Raw genomic sequence first — 20,138 nt, forward strand, 5'->3', positions numbered from 1 at the left:
CCGGGAATGTGGCTCCGGCGGCGATGCCGTCGCGCGCAACAAGTTTTCCGGAGCAGCGGCGGCGATTTGATAAAATGGAAATCATGGCGAAGCCCGAAGTCACCTCGATCAATCTCACCAATCAGTTCCTGATTGCCATGCCCGGCATGGCCGATCCGACCTTTTCGGGCTCCGTGGTCTACCTTTGCGAGCACAACGAGCGCGGCGCGCTCGGCCTGGTGATCAACCGGCCGATCGACATCGACATGGCCACGCTGTTCGACAAGATCGACCTCAAGCTCGAAATCCAGCCCGTGGCGCATCAGCCCGTCTACTTCGGCGGCCCCGTTCAGACCGAGCGGGGCTTTGTGCTGCATGACCCCGTGGGCGTCTATGTGTCGTCGCTGGCGGTGCCGGGCGGGCTCGAGATGACCACCTCCAAGGACGTGCTTGAAGCCGTGGCCAACGGCAGCGGGCCGCATCGCTTCCTGCTCACGCTCGGCTACGCCGGGTGGGGCGCCGGCCAGCTCGAGGAAGAACTGAGCCGCAATGGCTGGCTCACGGTCCAGGCCGATCCCGAAATCATTTTCAGCGTGCCCCCCGAAGAGCGCTTCGCGGCGGCGGTGCGCCTGCTGGGCATCGACGTCACGATGCTTTCCGGAGAGGCGGGGCATGCCTGAGCAGCCGGGGGCCGACATCCCCCGCGATGGCACCGTACTTGCCTTCGATTACGGCGAAAAGAAAATTGGCGTGGCATTGGGCAATTTCGTGACCCGCCAGGCCCGCGCGCTGCTGATCGTCCCCAATATCACCGTCGAAGCCCGCTTCGACGCCGTGTCCGCGCTGATTCGCGAATGGTCGCCCGTGCAGCTCGTGGTCGGCCTGCCCGTCAACCCGGACGCGTCCCCCGATGAACCGGAACAGCCGTCGATGCGGCTGGCCCGCCGCTTCGGCAACCAGCTCAACGGCCGCTACGGCCTGCCGGTCAGCTGGGTGGACGAGCGATACTCGTCGCGTATGGCCGCCATGGGCGGCGCGCGGCGCGGCGCGCTCGATGCCGAGGCTGCCCGTATCATCCTGCAACAGTATTTCGACGAGCTTCCCCTATGACGCAGACCTCCACCCCCGACGCCGAGGCGCTCTATCACGCGCTACGCGACCAGGCCCAGGCGCTGATGCCATCCGCGGACCGCGCGCAGTGGTCGATCGCCGGTATCTATTCCGGCGGCGCCTGGATCGCGGAGCGCCTCGCCGCGGATCTGAAGCTCGGCGAGCACGGCGTGATCAACGTCGCCTTCCACCGCGACGACTACGCGAAGAAGGGCCTGCACAGCCAGGCCGAGCCGACCACGCTGCCGTTCGCGGTACAGGACCGCAATATCCTGCTGATCGACGACGTGCTGGCCACGGGCCGCACGATCCGCGCCGCGGTCAACGAGCTGTTCGACTACGGCCGCCCCGCACGCGTCGCGCTTGCCGTGCTGGCCGACCGCGGTGGCCGCGAGCTGCCGGTGGCCGCCGACTTCGCGTCCGCCACGATCGACGTGCCGGCGCACAGCACGCTGGTGCTGTCGCGAGCGGGCGAGGGCGCGGCCACGCGCTTCTCGTTCGCGACCGAGGCACGCGCCTGATACCCACACGATTTTCCCGACCCGGACCCGACCCCCGCCCGCGCCTGACCTGCCATGACCAAGATGTTCCGCAACCCGCAGCTGACCAAGAACGGTGAGCTGAAGCACCTGCTGTCGATCGAAGGGCTGTCGCGTGACATGATCACGCACATCCTCGATACCGCCAGCCAGTTCGTCTCGCTGTCGGACTCCGACCGCGACGTCAAGAAGGTGCCGCTGCTGCGCGGCAAGAGCGTGTTCAACCTGTTCTTCGAGAACTCCACGCGCACGCGCACGACGTTCGAGATCGCCGCCAAGCGGCTGTCCGCGGACGTGCTGAACCTGAACATCAACGCGTCCTCGACGAGCAAGGGCGAATCACTGCTCGATACCATCAACAATCTGTCGGCCATGTCCGCCGACATGTTCGTGGTGCGCCATGCGAGTTCGGGTGCCCCGTACCTGATCGCGGAGCACGTGGCCCCGCACGTCCACGTGATCAACGCCGGGGACGGGCGCCACGCGCACCCGACGCAGGGCCTGCTGGACATGTACACGATCCGGCATTTCAAGAAAGACTTCACGAACCTGACCGTCGCGATCGTCGGCGACATCCTGCACTCGCGGGTGGCGCGCTCGGACATCCACGCGCTGACCACGCTCGGCGTGCCGGAAGTACGCGCGATCGGTCCGCGCACGCTGCTGCCGTCCGGTCTGGAGCAGATGGGCGTTCGCGTGTTCCACAACATGGAAGAAGGCCTCAAGGGCGTGGACGTGGTCATCATGCTGCGGCTGCAGAACGAGCGCATGAGCGGGGCGCTGCTGCCATCGGCCCAGGAATACTTCAAGGCCTACGGCCTGACGCCGGAGCGCCTCGCGCTCGCGAAGCCCGATGCCATCGTGATGCACCCGGGACCGATGAACCGCGGCGTGGAGATCGACTCCGCCGTGGCCGATGGCTCGCAGTCGGTGATCCTGAATCAGGTGACCTTCGGCATCGCGGTCCGCATGGCCGTCATGGGCATCGTCGCCGGTAACAACGATTAAGACGCACTATCAAAATGATTCTGACGTCGTTGCGCGGCCTTGCCGTACCACTTGTACTGTCTGCGGCCGCGCGCCTAGTCAGAACCGCTTCGCTTCCTTTTGATAGCGCGTCCCTAAAGCACTACTGATCGAACATGAAAATTCATATCCAGGGTGGCCGCCTGATCGATCCGGCCGCGAACGTCGACGCCGAGCAGGACCTCTTTATCGCCGCGGGCAAGATCGTGGGCGTGGGCCGCGCGCCCGCCGACTTCAATGCCAACAAGACCATCGACGCCAAAGGGCTGATCGTGTGTCCGGGCCTTGTCGATCTGTCCGCGCGCCTGCGCGAGCCGGGCTACGAGTACAAGGCCACGCTCGAGTCGGAAGTCTCCGCGGCGACTGCGGGCGGCGTGACGAGCCTCGTGTGCCCGCCGGACACGGACCCCGTGCTCGACGAGCCCGGTCTCGTGGAGATGCTCAAGTTCCGCGCGCGCACGCTGAACCAGACGCACGTGTACCCGCTGGGCGCGCTGACCGTCGGCCTCAAGGGCGAGGCGCTGACCGAGATGGGCCAGCTGACGGAAGCGGGCTGCGTGGGCTTCAGCCAGGCCGAGCAACCGATCCGCGACACGAAGGTGCTCCAGCGCGCGATGCAGTACGCGCAGACGTTCGGCTTCACGCTATGGCTGCGTCCGGAAGACCCGTTCCTCGGCGGCGGCGTCGCGGCGAGCGGTGCCGTCGCCTCGCGGCTCGGCCTGTCGGGCGTGTCCGTGATCGCCGAGACGGTTCGCCTGCATACGATCTTCGAACTGATGCGCGCGACGGGCGCGCGCGTGCACCTGTGCCGGCTGTCCTCGGCCGCGGGTCTCGAGCTCGTGCGTCAGGCGCGCAAGGAAGGGCTGCCCGTAACGTGCGACGTGAATATCCATCACGTGTCGCTGACGGACATGGACATCGGCTTCTTCAACAGCCAGATGCGCTTCAACCCGCCGCTGCGCGGCGCGCGCGACCGGGACGCGATCGTGGCGGCGCTGGCCGATGGCACCATCGACGCGCTGACGTCCGACCACACGCCCGTGGACGACGACGAGAAGCTGCTGCCGTTCGCCGAGGCCACGCCCGGCGCCACCGGTCTGGAGCTGTTGCTGCCGCTGACGCTGCGCTGGGCGAGCGAGCACAAGGTGCCGCTGGTCAAGGCGCTGGGGCGCATCACGAGCGAGCCGGCACGCGTGATCGGCCTCCATGCGGGTTCGCTGGTCGCGGGCAACGCGGCCGATATCTGCGTGTTCGATCCGAAGCAGGTGTGGAAGGTCGAGCGCAAGTCGCTGAAGAGCCAGGGCAAGAACTCGCCGTGGCTCGGCTACGAGATGGAAGGCCGCGTGCGGATGACGCTGGTCGGCGGACAGGTCGTGTACGAAGCGCGCTGATCGCGCACGAATACGGTGATGGTCATGGTCGCATTACGCAAGCTCGCCCTGTTCCTGCACATCCTGCACGGCATGCTGGTCTGTGCCACGATCTTCCCGTGGATCGGCAAGGAAGCGCGCCGCCGCCGCATCCGCAATTGGTCGCAGCGCATGCTGGCGATCTGCGGCGTCGAACTGGAAGTGGACGACCGCCGCGCCAGCAACGCGCTGCCTCACGGCGCGATGCTGGTGTCGAACCACATCTCGTGGCTCGACATCTACGTGATCCATTGCTGGGAACCGACGCGCTTCGTCGCGAAGTCCGAGATCCGCGGCTGGCCGGTCATCGGCTGGCTGTGCGACAAGACGGGCACGATCTTCATCGAACGCGCGAGCAAACGCGACGCGCACCGCGTGCTGCACCAGATCGCGGACGAGATGAAGAAGGGCGATCTCGTGGGCGTCTTCCCCGAAGGCACCACGACCGATGGCTCCAAGGTGCTGCCTTTCCATGCGAACCTGCTCCAGGCGCCGATCTCGGGCGACATCCCCGTGCAGCCGGTCGGCCTGAGCTATGTGGACGCGGTCACGGGCGAGCCGGCGCTGGCGCCGGCCTATATCGACGACATTACCCTGCTGGAGTGTCTGGATGCGATCCTGCGCGCGCCGCGGATCAAGGCAAGGCTGACGATCGGGCAGGAAATCCGCCCCGAAGGGCTGGGGCGGCGGGAGCTGGCCGAACTGGCGCGCGGGGAGGTGATGGGGCTGCGCGGGGGCGACGGTTTCCAGGACGCCGTGACGGCCGACGCGCCCATGATGGGCGCGACGTCCTGATCCCTGCCTAAGCCTGCGACACCTAAGCCAGCGGATCGCGATACTGCGGGCAGTCGATCTGGATAAGCGTGCGCTGCGCCGGATCGGCCGCCAGCCGCGCGGCGGTCAGCTGCCCACCCCAGATGCACCCGGTATCGAGCGCCATCAGGTCCGGCCGCATGACGAGGCCCAGCGTCGACCAGTGGCCGCATACCATCGTCACATCGGCCGTGCGGCGACCCGGCACATCGAACCACGGCATGAAGCCGGCGGGCGCGCTGCCCAACCCTTCCTTGGTCTTGAGATCCATTACGCCGTCCGCGCTGCAATAGCGCAGGCGCGTCAGCGCGTTGACGATCACGCGATGCCGCTCGATGCCGCGCAGGCCGTCGTGCCAGCGATCGGCGGCATTGCCGAAGATGTCGGCGAGGAAGCCCTGCCAGTTGGGGCCTTGCAACTCGGCCTCCACCTCGGCGGCGAGATCGGCTACCTGACTGGCGGTCCACTGCGGCAGGACGCCGGCATGAACAATCAGGAAATCGTCTTCGCGGATCGCCAGCGGCTGATGGCGCAGCCAAGTGAGTAAGTCTTCACAATCAGTGGCGTCGAGAATGTCGTCGAGCGTATCGGACTTGCCCTTCTTGCGGACGCCGGCCGCCACCGCGAGCAGGTGGATATCGTGATTGCCGAGGACCGTACGGGCGCGGCCCTGCATCGATCGGACGGTGCGCAGGGTCTCCAGCGAAGCGGGCCCGCGGTTGACGAGATCGCCCACGAATCGGATCGGCGCATCGGCCGGCAGCTTGCCAAGGAGGCTATCGAGTGACGGGGCGCACCCCTGGAGGTCGCCAATGGCGAACGTGTCGCGCGTGACGCGAAAATCGGTGGGCATGTGGAAACCGGGTACACAAAAGTGAAGAGTATCCCGAATTCGACATAATCGTTTTCGCCGGACGTTACAAGAGGCAACAAAAAGTTAAGTCGGCTAACCGAGGGTGGCCCCTAGGTCAGATAGAATACCGCCACTTCCACAAGGACTTAACTCTCCCGCCATCCGTCCCCAAGGATCAGGCGGTTACCCTGCTTTTGCGGGGTATTCAGAACATATCGATAAACAGGGAGCTAGCGCTTTGTCGCACATTTTGGTCACGGGCGGAGCAGGTTTTATCGGCGCCAATTTTGTCTTGAGCTGGTTGGCACAGGCCGGCGCCGACAGCGTTGTCAATGTGGACAAGCTGACTTACGCCGGAAATCTGAAGACGCTGGCGTCACTGGACGGCGATGCGCGTCACATTTTCTCACGCTCCGATATTTGCGACCGCGCCGCGCTGGATAGCCTGCTGAAGCAGTATCGGCCGCGCGCGGTGCTGCACTTTGCCGCGGAAAGCCACGTCGACCGTTCGATCCATGGCCCGGCGGATTTCATCGAGACCAATATCGTCGGTACGTTCACGCTGCTCGAAGCGGTGCGCGCCTATTACGCCGACCTCGGCGATGCGGAGAAGGCGGCCTTCCGTTTCCTGCACGTGTCCACGGACGAGGTGTTCGGCTCGCTGGGTCCGACGGACCCGCAGTTCACGGAGACCACCGCGTACGCGCCCAATAGCCCGTACTCTGCGTCGAAGGCGGCTTCCGATCATCTGGTGCGCGCTTACCACCATACGTACGGCCTGCCGGTCCTGACCACGAACTGCTCGAACAACTACGGCCCGTATCACTTCCCCGAGAAGCTGATACCGCTGATGATCACCAACGCGCTCAACGGCAAGCCGCTGCCCGTGTATGGCGATGGCCTGAACGTTCGCGACTGGCTCTATGTGGGCGATCACTGCAGTGCAATTCGCGAGGTGCTCGCGCGCGGCGTGCCGGGCGAGACGTACAACGTCGGCGGCTGGAACGAGAAGACCAACCTCGACGTCGTGCATACGCTGTGCGATCTGCTCGACGAGCTGCAGCCGAAGGCGGCGGGATCCTACCGTGACCAGATCGCCTTCGTGAAGGACCGCCCCGGGCATGACCGTCGTTACGCCATCGACGCGGGGAAGCTGGAGCGCGAACTCGGCTGGAAACCGGCCGAAACGTTCGAAACCGGCCTGCGCAAGACGGTGCAGTGGTATCTGAGCCATCAGTCCTGGGTCGAGGATGTGATCTCCGGCGACTACCGGAACTGGGTGGCCAAGCAATATGCTGCGTAAGGCTCAACGAGCCCCGTGCATTCTTGTAACCGGAAGCAACGGGCAGGTTGGGTTTGAATTGAGGCGCAGCCTGGCCAGCCTCGGCGAGGTTGTGGCCTGGGATCGTTCCGCCTGCGACCTGCGGGATGCCGACGGCCTGCGGGCCCGGATCCGCGCGCTGCATCCCGATGTGATCGTGAACGCCGCCGCCTGGACGGATGTGGATGGCGCGGAGTCGGCCGTGGAGGAAGCCTTCGCGGTGAACGGCGTGGCGCCCGGCATCCTGGCGGAAGAAGCGCGCGCGCTCGGCGGCCTGCTCGTCCATTACTCCACGGACTACGTGTTCGATGGCCGCGGCGAAACGTTCTATCGGGAAACCGACGATGCCGCGCCACTGTCGGTGTATGGCAGGAGCAAACTGGCCGGCGAGCAGGCCGTCGCCGCAGCGGGGGCGAGCGCCATCGTGCTGCGCACGTCGTGGGTCGCGGGGCTGCATGGCCGCAATTTCGCGCGGCAGGTCCTGTCGCAGGGGCTGGAGCGCGCTGCTTTGACGGTGGTCAATGACCAGCATGGCGCGCCGACGACCGCGGCGTTGATCGCCGACGTCACCGCGCGCATCATTGACCGTGCGTGGCTGCACGGCGACCGCGCCAGCTTTCCCGGCGGCGTCTACCACCTGGCCGCCGCGGGCGAGACGTCGCGGCATGGCTATGCAACGGAAGTGTTGCGCTATGCGGCCAGCCGCGGCGCGGTGCTCAAGGCCGGCCCGGAGCGCGTCGAGGCGGTCGCTTCCACGCGGTATCCGCAGGTGGCGCGCCGGCCGGCGAATTCGCGGCTGGACACGCGCAAGCTGCGCGAGACGTTTGACATTTACCTTCCGGACTGGCGTTCAGGCGTGCATCACCTGATCGACCAGTTCCTAAAGTGATAGACACATGCGCAAAGGCATCATCCTGGCCGGCGGCTCCGGCACGCGGCTTTATCCGATCACGCTGTCGGTATCGAAGCAACTGCTACCGGTGTATGACAAGCCGATGATCTACTACCCGCTCAGCACCCTGATGCTGGCGGGTATTCGTGACATCCTGATCATTTCGACGCAGGAAGACACGCCGCGCTTCGCCGAGATGCTGGGAGACGGCGCGCGATGGGGCCTGAACCTGCAATACGCGGTACAGCCCTCGCCGGATGGCCTCGCGCAGGCGTTCCTCATCGGCCGCGACTTCGTGGGCAACGATCCGTCGGCACTGATCCTCGGCGACAACATCTTCCACGGTCATGCACTGATCCGTCAGCTGAAGGAAGTGACGAGCCGCGAAACCGGCGCGACGGTGTTCGCGTACCACGTGCACGATCCCGAGCGCTATGGCGTGGTCGAATTCGACGACGCGTTCCGCGCGGTCTCCCTCGAAGAAAAGCCGCAGCAGCCGCGGTCCAATTACGCGGTCACCGGCCTGTATTTCTACGACAACCAGGTGTGCGACATTGCCGCCGATGTTCGTCCGTCGCCGCGCGGAGAACTCGAGATCACCGACGTCAACAAGCGCTACCTCGAGATGGGACAGCTCGACGTCGAGGTGCTGGGGCGCGGTTATGCGTGGCTCGACACGGGCACCTACGACTCGCTGCTCGAAGCGGGCAGCTTTATTGCGACGGTGCAAAAACGGCAGGGTCTGATGGTGGCCTGTCCGGAAGAAATCGCGTTCCGCAACAAGTGGATCGGCGCGGAGGCGGTGGAGCAGATGGCCAACGCCCTCGCGAAGAATTCGTATGGGCGTTACCTGCACAGCCTGCTCGCGGACGGGTATCGGTAAATGACGCAGCAGTCCGGCCTGATTGCCGCACCCGCCTCGATAGCCGATGTCCTCATCCTGGAACCGCGCGTGTTTCAGGATGCGCGCGGCCATTTCCTCGAGAGCTTCAACGCGGAGACGTTCGAGCGCGTGACGGGCATCCGCCGCCGGTTCGTGCAGGATAACGAATCGCGCTCGATGCGGAACGTGCTGCGCGGGCTTCATTTCCAGTCGCGCAAGCCGCAAGGCAAGCTTGTGCACGTCACGGCCGGCGAGATCTTCGACGTGGCGGTGGACCTGCGCAAGGACTCGCCGACCTTCGGCAAGTGGGCGGGTGTCACCCTGTCGGCGCGGAACTTTCGTCAGCTGTGGATTCCGGAAGGGTTCGCGCACGGCTTCATGGTGACGTCCGATTACGCCGATGTACTCTACAAGATGACGGATTACTACGATCCGGAATTTGAATGCGCGATCGCGTGGAACGATCCCGATATCGGGATCCAGTGGCCCGCGAGCGAGGGACCGATCCTGAACGACCGCGATGCCGGCGCGCCCCGTTTGCGCGACCTTGGGCTTCAGGGGACGCCGTGATTCAGAACTGTCTCAGTCAGCCCGGAGACAGCCAGTGTGCTTTCGCGCCCGAGGGCGCGCGAGCCGTAGGTAAACGCCGGGCCATCCTGTTCTGCGCGAACACCGCATGGTCGATGGTCCGCTTTCGCCGCGGCATGCTGACCGCGCTGATCCGCGACGGCTACGAGGTGCATGTCGTGGCGCCCGAGGACGGCGAAGCGGCGTCGCTGCGCGCGATGGGTTGCGTGTTCCATCCGATGACGATGGCGGCGCAGGGCCGCAATCCGATCGAGGACCTGAAGCTGGTCGCGCGGCTGCTGGCGCTGTACCGTCGCGTGAAACCGGCGCTGATTTTTCATTACACGATCAAGCCGAACATCTATGGCTCGATCGCGGCGCGGCTCGCGGGCGTTCCGTCGATCGCGGTGACGACGGGCCTCGGTTACGTGTTCATCAACAAGGGTCTCGTGTCGAGCCTGAGCAAGCTGCTGTATCGCATCTCGCTGCGGTTTTCGGGGCAGGTCTGGTTCCTCAATCAGGAGGACCGCAGCGCGTTCGTGTCGGCGGGGCTCGTCGAGAGCGGCAAGTGCACGGTGCTGCCGGGTGAAGGGATCGACCTCGAGTTCTTCGCGCCGGTGCCGCGGCCGGAATGCGCGGAAAGCGCGGACTCAGCGAAGGAGGCCAAAGAGGAGAAGGGCGAGGGCGATGGCCCGTTCTGCTTCCTGCTGATCGCGCGCATGTTGTGGGACAAGGGCATCGGCGAGTATGTGGCCGCCGCGCGCGCGTTGAAGGCCAGGTACCGGAACCTCCGGTTCGTGCTGGCCGGTCCGTCGGGCGGCGACAACCCGAGCGCGATTCCGCAGAGCCAGGTGGACGCCTGGGTCAAGGAAGGTGTCGTCGAATACTTGGGAATGTTGGCCGATATTCGTCCGATGATCGGCGCGGCGGACTGTGTAGTGTTGCCGTCCTACCGCGAAGGCATCCCGCGGGCACTGCTGGAAGCCGCCGCCATGGAACGCCCCGTGGTGGCCACGGCGGTGCCGGGATGCATGGATGTGGTCGACAACGGACAGACCGGTCTCCTGTGCCGCGAGCGCGATCCGCGCGACCTCGCGGCCAAGATGGAGGAAATGATCCTCCGCGATCGGGACGATGTGCGGGAAATGGGTGCGGCCGGGCGAGCAAAAATGCGGCGGCACTTCGACGAGAAATTCGTGATCGAGCATTATCGAAACGTCATTCACGAACTCGTTTAGCGCGTGTTCGTTGCAATGACGCGATGCATGAAATAGCAACGATCCATGCGGATCCGAAATGGATCGCGTGGGTCGCGATGGAATTTGAATTAGCCGGACGCTGGAGCTAGCGATTGTGATGACTTTTGTTCCTGTGATTCTCTCGGGCGGTGCGGGTACCAGACTGTGGCCAGTGTCCCGCGAACTGCATCCGAAGCCGTTCATCCGGCTCGCGGATTCGCATAGCCTGCTGCAGAAGACGTTTCTGCGGGCGGCGGCATTGCCCGACGTTACCGAAGTCCTGACGGTGACCAACCGCGACCTGTTCTTCAAGACGGAAGACGAGTATCGCGAGGTCAACGATGCGGGGCTCGTGACGTCCTATCTGCTGGAGCCGTTCGGCCGCAATACCTCGGCCGCGATCGCCGCCGCCGCCGTCGATGTGGCGGAGCGCCATGGCGAGGATGCGACGCTGCTGATCCTGGCCGCCGATCATGTGATCAAGGATCAGGCCGCCTTCGCCGCGGCGATTGCCCAGGCGCGCGCACTGGCGGCGCAGGGCCAGCTCGTGACGCTCGGCATCCAGCCGGAAGGGCCGGAGACCGGCTATGGCTATATCGAAGCGGACGGCGCGAAGGTGCTGCGGTTCGTCGAGAAGCCTTCGCTTGAGAAGGCCACCGAGTACTGCGCCAGCGGCCGGTATTTCTGGAACGCCGGAATTTTCTGCTTCCGCGCCGGCACGGTGCTCAGCCAGCTGGCTCAGCATGCGCCCGAGGTCCTCGACGCCGTGCGCGCGTGCATGGCCGCATCGAAGGTGCTGCGCGGCGACCGCACGGTGCAGCGCACGCTGGACCCGCATGCGTTCGAGCAGGCGCCCAACATCTCCATCGACTATGCGCTGATGGAAAAGTCGTCGGATGTGGGTGTGGTGCCGTGTGAGATCGGCTGGAGCGACGTGGGCTCGTGGAGCGCCATCAGCGACATGACCGATGCCGACGCCTGCGGCAACAAGGTGGAGGGCGAAGCGCTGCTGCACGACGCGGCGAACTGCTATGTGCGTAGCGAGGACCGGCTGGTGAGCCTCGTCGGCACCAGCGACCTGATCGTCGTCGATACCGCGGATGCGCTGCTCGTGGCGGACAAGTCCCGCGCGCAGGAAGTGAAGGAAATCGTCCGGCAACTGAATGCCCAGGGGCACGCGGCCAGCAAGATCCATCGCAAGGTCCATCGTCCGTGGGGCACGTACACCGTACTGGAAGGCGGCACGCGATTCAAGATCAAGCGCATCGAGGTCAAGCCCGGTGCGTCGCTGTCGCTTCAGATGCATTACCACCGAAGCGAACACTGGATCGTCGTGAGCGGCATGGCGAAGGTGATCAACGGTGAAAAGGAAATGCTCGTCAATACGAACGAGTCGACTTACATTCCGGCTGGCAATCGCCACCGGCTTGAAAACCCGGGCAAGCTGCCACTGGTCATGATCGAGGTCCAGTGCGGGGATTATCTCGAAGAGGACGACATCGTCCGTTTCGAGGACTCCTACGGCAGAACTTAAGAACAGGATACGCCATGAAGAAGGTCGCGCTTATTACAGGAATTACCGGTCAGGACGGAGCCTATCTCGCAGAGTTCCTCCTGAACAAGGGCTATGAAGTGCACGGCATCAAACGCCGCGCGTCGCTGTTCAATACCGATCGTATCGACCATCTGTATCAGGACCCGCACGTCGATCACCGCAACTTCATCCTCCATTACGGAGATCTGACCGATTCGACCAACCTGATCCGCATCATCCAGCAGGTGCAGCCGGACGAGCTCTATAACCTGGGCGCGCAGTCCCACGTTGCCGTGTCGTTCGATAGCCCCGAGTACACCGCGAACAGCGATGCGCTGGGCACGCTGCGTCTGCTCGAGGCCATCCGCATCCTGGGTCTGGAAAAGAAGACGCGCTTCTACCAGGCCTCGACGTCCGAGCTCTACGGTCTGGTGCAGGAGATTCCGCAGAAGGAAACCACGCCGTTCTATCCGCGTTCGCCGTATGCGGTGGCCAAGCTCTACGGCTACTGGATCACCGTGAACTATCGCGAGTCGTACGGCATGTACGCGTGCAACGGCATCCTGTTCAACCACGAGTCGCCGCTGCGCGGCGAGACCTTCGTCACGCGCAAGATCACGCGCGCGGTCAGCCGTATCGCGCTCGGCCTGCAGGACTGCGTGTACCTCGGGAACCTGAACAGCCTGCGTGATTGGGGCCATGCCCGCGATTACGTGGAAATGCAGTGGATGATGCTGCAACAGCAGCAGCCCGAAGACTTCGTCATCGCGACGGGCGTCCAGTACTCGGTGCGCGACTTCGTGCGCATCGCCGCGGCGGAGCTGGGTATCACCGTGCGCTTCGAGGGCGAAGGCGTCGACGAAATCGGTATCGTGGACAGCGTCGATGCGGATAAAGCGGCGGCATCCGGCCTGAAGGTGACCGTGGGCCAGACCGTCGTCCGCGTGGATCCGCGCTATTTCCGTCCCGCCGAAGTGGAGACGCTGCTGGGCGATCCGACCAAGGCGCGCGAGAAGCTGGGCTGGACCCCGCGCACGACGTTCCAGGAACTGGTGCGCGAGATGGTGGAGGCCGACTTCAACCTCGCCCGCCGCGACAACCTGGTTCAGGAAGCAGGCTTCAAGGCCTTCAACTATCACGAGTAAGCGAGCGATGAATCCTCAAGCCAAGATCTATGTGGCCGGTCATCGCGGCCTGGCCGGTTCGGCCATCGTCCGCCGTCTGCGCGCGGCCGGTTACGACAACCTCGTCCAGCGCACGCACGCGGAACTCGACCTGACCAATCAGGCCGCGGTGGACGCGTTCTTCGAAGCGGAACGCCCGGAATACGTGTTCCTCGCCGCGGCGAAGGTGGGCGGCATCCACGCGAACGATACGTACCCGGCCGAGTTCCTTCGCGACAACCTGGCGATCCAGACCAACGTGATCCACGCGGCGTGGAAGAACGGCACGCGCAAGCTGGCGTTTCTCGGGTCGTCGTGCATCTACCCGAAGTTCGCGCCGCAGCCGATGCCGGAAAGCTCGCTGCTGACCGGTGCGCTGGAGCCGACCAACGAGTGGTACGCGGTGGCCAAGATCGCGGGCATCAAGATGTGCCAGGCGTATCGCCGCCAGTACGGCTTCGACGCGATTTCGCTGATGCCCACGAATCTCTACGGTCCCGGCGACAACTTCGACCTGCAGAACTCGCACGTCCTGCCGGCGCTGCTGCGCAAGTTCCATGAAGCCAAGGCGCGAGGCGACAGCGAAGTGGTGGTGTGGGGCACGGGCACGCCGCGCCGCGAATTCATGCACGTGGACGATCTCGGCGCCGCCGCGGTGTTCCTGATGGAAACCTACTCGGACGAAGACTTCGTCAACGTGGGGGTCGGCAGCGATGTCTCGATCCGCGAACTGGCCGACATCGTCAAGGACGTCACGGGTTTCCAAGGCAACATCGTGCAGGACACGAGCAAGCCGGACGGCACGCCGCGCAAGTTGATGGACGTCGGCCGCCTGAGCGCGCTTGGCTGGCATGCGAAGGTCGAACTGCGCGAAGGCATTGCGCAGACCTACGCATGGTTCGTCGAACACTACGGCGGCCAGAGCGCCTAGATCTTTCGCTGCCTACAGCTCACACATGAACGTCAGTGACAATTTAACCGTCCTGGAAAACGGACGGTCGGCCAGGAATTACTGGGCGGATTTCTTCAAGCACCGCGAACTGCTGTACTTCCTCGCGTGGCGGGACATTCTCGTCCGCTACAAGCAGACGCTCGTGGGCGCGGGATGGGTGCTGATCCGTCCGTTCCTGACCATGCTCGTCTTTACGGTCGTGTTCGGCAAGATCGCCGGCCTGTCGGCTTCGACGGGCCCCGTGCCGTATTCGCTCGTGGTGTTCGCGGGCATGCTGCCGTGGTTCTTCTTCTCGAACTCGCTGACCGATTGCAGCAACAGTCTGGTGACGAACGCGCAGCTGCTGTCGAAGGTCTATTTCCCACGGCTGATCGTGCCGTTCAGCACGATGCTGGTCAGCCTCGTGGACTTCATGATCTCCGGGATCCTGCTCGTCGGACTGATGCTCTGGTATGGGCATCTGCCCGACTGGCACATGCTGTTCCTGCCGTTCTTCGTGGTGCTCGCGGCGATGTTCTCGATGGGGCTGGGCCTGTGGGCCGCTGCGCTGAACGTCCGCTATCGCGACTTCCGCCACCTCATCCCGTTCTTCCTGCAGCTGGGCATCTACGTGTCGCCGGTCGGCTACGCGTCGAACCTGATTCCCGAGAAGTGGCGCGTGTTTTATTCGTTCAATCCCCTCGTGGGCATCATCGAAGGTTTCCGCTGGTGCATCCTCGGTGAGGGCACGCATATCTACTGGCCGAGCGTCGCCATTTCCGCGGCTGCGGGACTGGTGCTCACGATCAGCGGCATTCGGTATTTCCGGAAGGCCGAAGCCAGTTTTGCGGATGTGATCTGACTATGACAGTTGCGGTAAAGGTTGAGAACCTCTCCAAGAAATACCGGATCAATCATGTCGTCGGCAGCCAGCCGCGCTCGATCCGCGAAGCCGTAGGCCAGAAGCTCGGCAGCCTGTTGCCGTTCGGCCGGCAGTCCGCGCATGGCCTGGATGCCACGGGCGCCACCAAGTCGGTGGAAGACTTCTACGCGCTCCGCGATGTTTCCTTCGAGATCAAGGAGGGCGAGCGCATCGCCATCATCGGCGGCAACGGCGCGGGGAAGTCCACGCTGCTGAAGATCCTGAGCCGCATCACCGAGCCCAGCTCGGGCACCGTGGCGATTCGCGGCAAGGTGTCGAGCCTGCTCGAGGTCGGCACGGGCTTCCACCCGGAGCTGACGGGGCGCGAGAACATCTTCCTGAACGGCGCCATCCTCGGCATGCCGCGCGCGGAAATCCTGCGCAAGTTCGATGAGATCGTGGATTTTTCCGGCGTGGAAAAATTCATCGACACGCCGGTGAAGTTCTATTCCAGCGGCATGTACGTGCGCCTGGCGTTCTCCGTGTCCGCGTGGCTCGATCCAGACATCCTGATCGTGGACGAGGTGCTGTCCGTGGGCGATCAGGCGTTCCAGAAGCGATGCATGGAGCGGATGAAGGAACTGACGAGCTCCGGCCGCACCGTGCTGTTCGTCAGCCACAGCATGGCCGCAGTGAAGTCGATGTGCGAGAAGGCGCTGTACCTCAAGAAGGGCGAGGTGGTTGCGTTTTCCGCGGTGGATGACGTCGCCGTGTCGTACACCCGCACGATCTCGGAGGAGGCGGGCGAGTCGGCGTGGCACAAGCCGACGTTCTCGCTGCCGGACCCGGAGATCGACGTCCAGATCGACTGCGCCGACTATATCGAATGCATGGGCGGCATGATCGCCGACCAGAACGGCGCCCCGACGGCCCATCTGGATATCGACAAGCCGTTCAGCATCGTCCTGCGCTACCGCATCAAGCGCGCCGTACCGTACCGCGTGGTTCCGAACTTCCACTTCTACGACGAGGCCGGCGGGCGCGTGTTCATCTCGTTCCCGGAGACCCCTGCGATGAGCGAAGTCGGTGACTACGAGGTCGTCTGTCATATCGATCCGTTCCAGTTCAACAACGGACGGTTTAGCGTGATGCCCGCGCTCAGCAGCTACGAGATGGAGAATCCGCTGCACTTCGCGCTGTTCAATGCGCTGCGCTTCGAGGTGCACGAGCCGAACAACTCCGATCCGCGCCGGCATGGCTGGGGCGGCGGCCTGCCCGGCGTGTCGCGGCCGCGGCTGAAGTGGGATTGCACCCGGCTCTGAGGGCCGCGGGATCGAGGAGTGTTTTGGATGTGGAGAGTTCAGGCATGTTGAAGCAATTACTGGGAAGCGTGTGGGGCAAGCCTTCCCGCGACGAGGGGGCATCGGCGACGCCCGCGGGCGAGCCGGGCGAAGCGTTCCGGCGGTCGTTCGCGCAGGCGGGCGAGGACATGATTGTCGACTTCGTGTTCCGCGCGATCGGCGTCGACAAGCCGACCTACCTCGACATCGGCGCGCATCACCCCACGCACCTGAGCAACACACAGTTTTTCTATGCAACGGGCTCGCGGGGTGTCAATGTCGAACCCGATCCGGACCTGTTCGCGGCGTTTCCCGCGCAGCGTCCCGAAGACACCAATCTCAATATCGGAATCGGTGACGGCGGCGGCGCGTCGCTGCCGTTCCACGTGATGTCCACGCGGACGCTGAACACCTTCTCCAGCGAGGAGGCGAAGCGTTATGCGGAGACTGGCCTGCACCGCATCGAGCGCGTCATCGACGTGCCCGTGGTGAACATCAACGACGTCATCGCGCGGCACTTCGGAGGCAAGGCACCCGACTTCCTGTCCGTCGACGTCGAAGGGCTCGATGTCGAGATCGTCAAGAGCCTCGACCTCTCGCGTTATCGTCCCGTGGTGATGTGCGTGGAGACGCTGACCTTCAGCGAAACGAGGGAAGAGGTCAAGCTGTCCGAAGTCGGCGAGTATCTGGCCGGACACGGATACTTCCCCTATGCGGATACGTATATCAATACGATCTTTGTCGATAATTCCCGATGGCGAAATCGGTAGCCGTGATGCAGATGAGACCTTTGATTGCGAGAGCAGTGCAGCCTTTTCAGCATGTGCTCTTGAAACTCCTGACGCTTTCCGTCCGGCTCGGCGCACGACCTTCGGGCAGCGAGTTCAGGACGCTCGCGCTCCGCGTCCTCGCCGCGCAGCCGGCGCTCGCGATGCCCCTCGGGCAGGGCCTGGCCACGGCCAGCGCCGAGAACGCGAAGGGCGTCCTGCAGGGATTGCTTGGCGACACGCGCGCGGTCGATACCGCGCACGACAGCATCGACGAACTCGTCAATTTCTCGGCCTACTGGCGCAATGACTGGGTCGCGCAGAAGGCGGCGTCGGTGCCGGCCGGAGCGCGGGTGCTCGACGCCGGCGCGGGGCAGTGCCAGTACAAGCCGCTGTTCGCGCATGCCCGCTACCAGGCGCAGGACTTCGCGCAGTACGGCGGGACCGAGCAGGGACCGCTGCAGGAGACCTGGCAGTATCCGAAACTCGACTACGTGTGCGACATCACCAGCATTCCGGTCGAAGATGGCAGCTTCGATGCGGTGATCTGCACGGAGGTGCTCGAGCATGTGCCCGACCCCGTGGCCGCCGTGCGCGAGCTGTGTCGCGTCACGCGCGAAGGCGGCCGGCTATTCATTTCGGCGCCGCTTGGCAGCGGTATCCATCAGGAGCCATACCACTACTTCGGCGGATTCTCGCCGTACTTCTACAAGAAGTACCTCGAGGCATTCGGCTGCGAGATCGTCGAGATCCGGCCGTTGGGCGGCCTGTTCCGGCATGTCGCGCAGGAAGTGCATCGTGCCGCCCGCACCATGGAAGCCGACGGCGAGGCGATGACCGGCGAGCGCCGCTACGTGATGATGGACTGGCTCCCTCGCATGCTGAGCGAGATGGACAACAAATACTTCGTGGAACAGTTCACGGTAGGCTACCTCGTGGAAGCCCGCAAGCGCGAACAGGCGGCGGCCTGATACGCCGTCCGCCCGATACGCCGTCCGCAGCCGGAAACCAGAATATTGACCCACATGATCATTGCGAACCTCATTGGCGGCCTGGGAAACCAGATGTTCCAGTACGCGACAGGCCGCGCCGTCGCCCATCGCCACAACGTGCCCCTGTTGCTCGATGCGAGCGGATTCGCGCACTATGAGCTGCGCCGCTACGAGCTCGACGAGCTCTCGATACAGGCGCGCGTGGCCACCGAGGACGATCTGGCGCGCGCGGGCATCAAGCCCAAGGCGCCTACGCTGCTGAACCGCGCGAAGAAGGCGCTCGGGATCGATCGCGCGCCCAACCTGCTGAAAGAAGCGTCCTTCACGTACGATCCGCGGATCGAGCAGGTCACGCCGCCCGCCTATCTTGACGGCTACTGGCAGAGCGAGCGTTACTTCTCCGACATCGCCGACCTGTTACGGCAGGAGTTCATGCTCGCCAGCCCGCTCGACGCCGCGAACGAACGTATCGCGACGCAGATTCGCGAGGCGGGCCCGAATGCTGTGTCGCTGCACATCCGCCGGGGCGACTACGTGAGCAACCCGCACACAGCGCAATACCATGGCGTCTGCTCGCTCGACTACTACCGCGCCGCGGTGGAGCATGTGGCGGCGCGCATCGCCGCGCCGCGGTTCTTCGTGTTCTCCGACGACCACGCGTGGGTGACCGAGAACTTCAAGCTCGAGCATCCCGTGGTGCTGGTCGATGTGAACGGCGCTGACCGTGGCGTCTGCGACATGGCGCTGATGAAGGCGTGCCGTCATCACATCATCGCCAACAGTTCGTTCAGCTGGTGGGGCGCATGGCTCAATCCGCATGCGGACAAGATCGTCGTGGCGCCGCAGCGCTGGTTCAGCGGCGCGTCGAACGACACGACCGACCTGATCCCGACTTCGTGGGTCCGACTATGACCGCGCCGCTCGTCAGTGTCGTACTGCCCGTCTACAACGGCGCCGCCGACGTCCGGAAGGCCGTCGATTCGATCCTGTCGCAGACGTTTGGCGACTTTGAACTGATCCTCATCAACGACGGATCGAAGGACAATTCGGCCGAGGTGCTCGAGTCCATCGTCGATCCGCGCATCCGGTTGTTCCATCAGGAGAACCGCGGCCTCGCCGGCACGTTGAATCGTGGCATCGGCCTCGCGCGTGGCCGGTATATCGCGCGCCAGGATCAGGACGACCTCTCGCATCCGGAACGTTTCGCGCGTCAGGTGGCATTTCTGGAAGCGAACCCCGATCACGGCATGGTGGGTTCCGCCGCCGAAATCTGGGTGGGCGACACGCCGACCGACCGCGCGCACGACCATCCGGCCAATCACGGCGCACTGAGCTTCGAGCTGCTGTTCAACAATCCGTTCGTGCACAGCTCGATCATGATGCGCAAGGCGACGGTGGACGGCGTGGGCGGTTACACGACCGATCCGGCGCGGCAGCCGCCCGAGGATTACGAGCTGTGGTCGCGCATGGCGCGCGCGGCGCGCGTGGCCAATCTGCCCGAGCGGCTGCTGATCTATCGGGAAGTGCCCGCCAGCATGTCGCGCACGGGGCCGAATCCGTTTCTGGAACGGCTCGTGCTCATTTGCGCGGAGAACCTGTCCATGGTGCTGGGGCAGACCACGCCTTCCCGCGAGGTCATGGATGTGGCTGCCTTGACGCATTCGGCGTTCCACCGGCTGTCTGCGTCTCCCAATATCGACCGCATGTGTACGGCGGTGCGCGAAGCGGGCAGGATTCTTGCGGCACAATCTCCGCAGTCGGATGTGCTGGAGCGGACGGACGTCAAGATCCAGAACCTGCGCCATCAGCACCTCATCAGGAAGCACAACCTGGGTTGGGCGCGGCCGTTCGCGCGTGCCGTCCGCGATTTCGGCCGCCGGATAGGCATTCTGCCTCGCTGAAGCATAGACAGAGGACGA

General features: G+C 64.4%; 21 protein-coding genes. 20 read left to right on the plus strand and 1 reads right to left on the minus strand.

The features are described 5' to 3' along the window. Window positions 1-74: 74 nt before the first annotated feature. The 6 genes from KHP16_RS02585 to KHP16_RS02610 all read left to right on the plus strand — a co-directional run bounded on the left by KHP16_RS02585 (window position 75) and on the right by KHP16_RS02610 (window position 4,858). Complete coding sequence (locus KHP16_RS02585; RefSeq protein ID WP_373561907.1) at window positions 75-659, plus strand: YqgE/AlgH family protein; 585 nt, start codon at window positions 75-77, stop codon at window positions 657-659. Beyond that, window positions 652-1,089, plus strand: coding sequence for a Holliday junction resolvase RuvX (gene ruvX, locus KHP16_RS02590; protein ID WP_109581932.1), 438 nt, complete (start codon window positions 652-654; stop codon window positions 1,087-1,089). Before KHP16_RS02585 ends, ruvX begins: the two co-directional genes overlap by 8 nt. Then, the gene (gene pyrR / locus KHP16_RS02595; protein WP_109581931.1) at window positions 1,086-1,610 is read left to right on the plus strand and encodes a bifunctional pyr operon transcriptional regulator/uracil phosphoribosyltransferase PyrR; all 525 of its coding nucleotides are present in this window, start codon (window positions 1,086-1,088) and stop codon (window positions 1,608-1,610) included. The genes ruvX and pyrR overlap by 4 nt, the downstream gene beginning before the upstream one ends. A gap of 54 nt (window positions 1,611-1,664) precedes the next feature. Beyond that, window positions 1,665-2,636 carry an aspartate carbamoyltransferase catalytic subunit gene (locus KHP16_RS02600; RefSeq protein WP_109581930.1) on the plus strand — a complete coding sequence of 324 codons (972 nt, stop codon included), beginning with the start codon at window positions 1,665-1,667 and terminating at the stop codon, window positions 2,634-2,636. Between the two features lie 134 nt (window positions 2,637-2,770). Next, window positions 2,771-4,045: a dihydroorotase gene (locus KHP16_RS02605; RefSeq protein WP_115953718.1), complete on the plus strand. Its 1,275-nt coding sequence runs from the start codon at window positions 2,771-2,773 to the stop codon at window positions 4,043-4,045. A 24-nt stretch (window positions 4,046-4,069) separates the two neighbouring features. After that, a complete protein-coding gene (locus KHP16_RS02610) occupies window positions 4,070-4,858 on the plus strand; it encodes a lysophospholipid acyltransferase family protein (RefSeq protein WP_211959533.1) in 789 nt (262 codons plus the stop codon). Between the two features lie 22 nt (window positions 4,859-4,880). On the opposite strand, the gene KHP16_RS02615 is transcribed toward KHP16_RS02610, so the two are convergent. Further along, a complete protein-coding gene (locus KHP16_RS02615) occupies window positions 4,881-5,729 on the minus strand; it encodes a symmetrical bis(5'-nucleosyl)-tetraphosphatase (protein ID WP_211959534.1) in 849 nt (282 codons plus the stop codon). A 238-nt stretch (window positions 5,730-5,967) separates the two neighbouring features. On the opposite strand from KHP16_RS02615, the gene rfbB reads away from it, so the two are divergent. The 14 genes from rfbB (at window position 5,968) to KHP16_RS02685 (ending at window position 20,120) form a co-directional block, all read left to right on the plus strand. Next, a complete protein-coding gene (gene rfbB, locus KHP16_RS02620; protein ID WP_211959535.1) occupies window positions 5,968-7,032 on the plus strand; it encodes a dTDP-glucose 4,6-dehydratase in 1,065 nt (354 codons plus the stop codon). Then, window positions 7,022-7,939 (plus strand): dTDP-4-dehydrorhamnose reductase, encoded by a 918-nt coding sequence (gene rfbD, locus KHP16_RS02625; RefSeq protein ID WP_109581926.1) that lies wholly within the window; start codon window positions 7,022-7,024, stop codon window positions 7,937-7,939. The genes rfbB and rfbD overlap by 11 nt, the downstream gene beginning before the upstream one ends. A 7-nt stretch (window positions 7,940-7,946) precedes the next feature. Then, window positions 7,947-8,825, plus strand: a complete 879-nt coding sequence (gene rfbA, locus KHP16_RS02630; protein WP_109581925.1) for a glucose-1-phosphate thymidylyltransferase RfbA — start codon at window positions 7,947-7,949, stop codon at window positions 8,823-8,825. Further along, a complete protein-coding gene (gene rfbC, locus KHP16_RS02635) occupies window positions 8,826-9,395 on the plus strand; it encodes a dTDP-4-dehydrorhamnose 3,5-epimerase (RefSeq protein WP_109581924.1) in 570 nt (189 codons plus the stop codon). 86 nt (window positions 9,396-9,481) lie between these two features. Then, the gene (locus KHP16_RS02640; protein ID WP_373561931.1) at window positions 9,482-10,630 is read left to right on the plus strand and encodes a glycosyltransferase family 4 protein; all 1,149 of its coding nucleotides are present in this window, start codon (window positions 9,482-9,484) and stop codon (window positions 10,628-10,630) included. 118 nt (window positions 10,631-10,748) lie between these two features. After that, a complete protein-coding gene (locus KHP16_RS02645) occupies window positions 10,749-12,164 on the plus strand; it encodes a mannose-1-phosphate guanylyltransferase/mannose-6-phosphate isomerase (RefSeq protein ID WP_211959536.1) in 1,416 nt (471 codons plus the stop codon). 14 nt (window positions 12,165-12,178) lie between these two features. Further along, entirely contained in the window at window positions 12,179-13,309 is a 1,131-nt protein-coding gene (gene gmd / locus KHP16_RS02650) for a GDP-mannose 4,6-dehydratase (RefSeq protein ID WP_109581921.1), read from the plus strand. A gap of 7 nt (window positions 13,310-13,316) precedes the next feature. Beyond that, complete coding sequence (fcl, locus tag KHP16_RS02655) at window positions 13,317-14,258, plus strand: GDP-L-fucose synthase (RefSeq protein ID WP_109581920.1); 942 nt, start codon at window positions 13,317-13,319, stop codon at window positions 14,256-14,258. Between the two features lie 25 nt (window positions 14,259-14,283). Beyond that, window positions 14,284-15,120, plus strand: coding sequence for an ABC transporter permease (locus tag KHP16_RS02660; protein ID WP_109581919.1), 837 nt, complete (start codon window positions 14,284-14,286; stop codon window positions 15,118-15,120). Between the two features lie 2 nt (window positions 15,121-15,122). Then, complete coding sequence (locus KHP16_RS02665) at window positions 15,123-16,442, plus strand: ABC transporter ATP-binding protein (RefSeq protein WP_109581918.1); 1,320 nt, start codon at window positions 15,123-15,125, stop codon at window positions 16,440-16,442. 44 nt (window positions 16,443-16,486) lie between these two features. After that, entirely contained in the window at window positions 16,487-17,230 is a 744-nt protein-coding gene (locus KHP16_RS02670; protein ID WP_109581917.1) for an FkbM family methyltransferase, read from the plus strand. A gap of 59 nt (window positions 17,231-17,289) precedes the next feature. Then, the gene (locus KHP16_RS02675; protein WP_181366114.1) at window positions 17,290-18,198 is read left to right on the plus strand and encodes a class I SAM-dependent methyltransferase; all 909 of its coding nucleotides are present in this window, start codon (window positions 17,290-17,292) and stop codon (window positions 18,196-18,198) included. Window positions 18,199-18,252: 54 nt separating this feature from the next. Next, on the plus strand, window positions 18,253-19,131 hold the full coding sequence (locus KHP16_RS02680) for an alpha-1,2-fucosyltransferase (RefSeq protein WP_115953710.1): 879 nt from the start codon (window positions 18,253-18,255) through the stop codon (window positions 19,129-19,131). Beyond that, a complete protein-coding gene (locus tag KHP16_RS02685) occupies window positions 19,128-20,120 on the plus strand; it encodes a glycosyltransferase family 2 protein (RefSeq protein WP_115953709.1) in 993 nt (330 codons plus the stop codon). The genes KHP16_RS02680 and KHP16_RS02685 overlap by 4 nt, the downstream gene beginning before the upstream one ends. Window positions 20,121-20,138 lie beyond the last annotated feature (18 nt).

This window comes from Cupriavidus plantarum (genome assembly GCF_905397285.1).
Classification (GTDB): Bacteria; Pseudomonadota; Gammaproteobacteria; order Burkholderiales; family Burkholderiaceae; genus Cupriavidus; species Cupriavidus plantarum.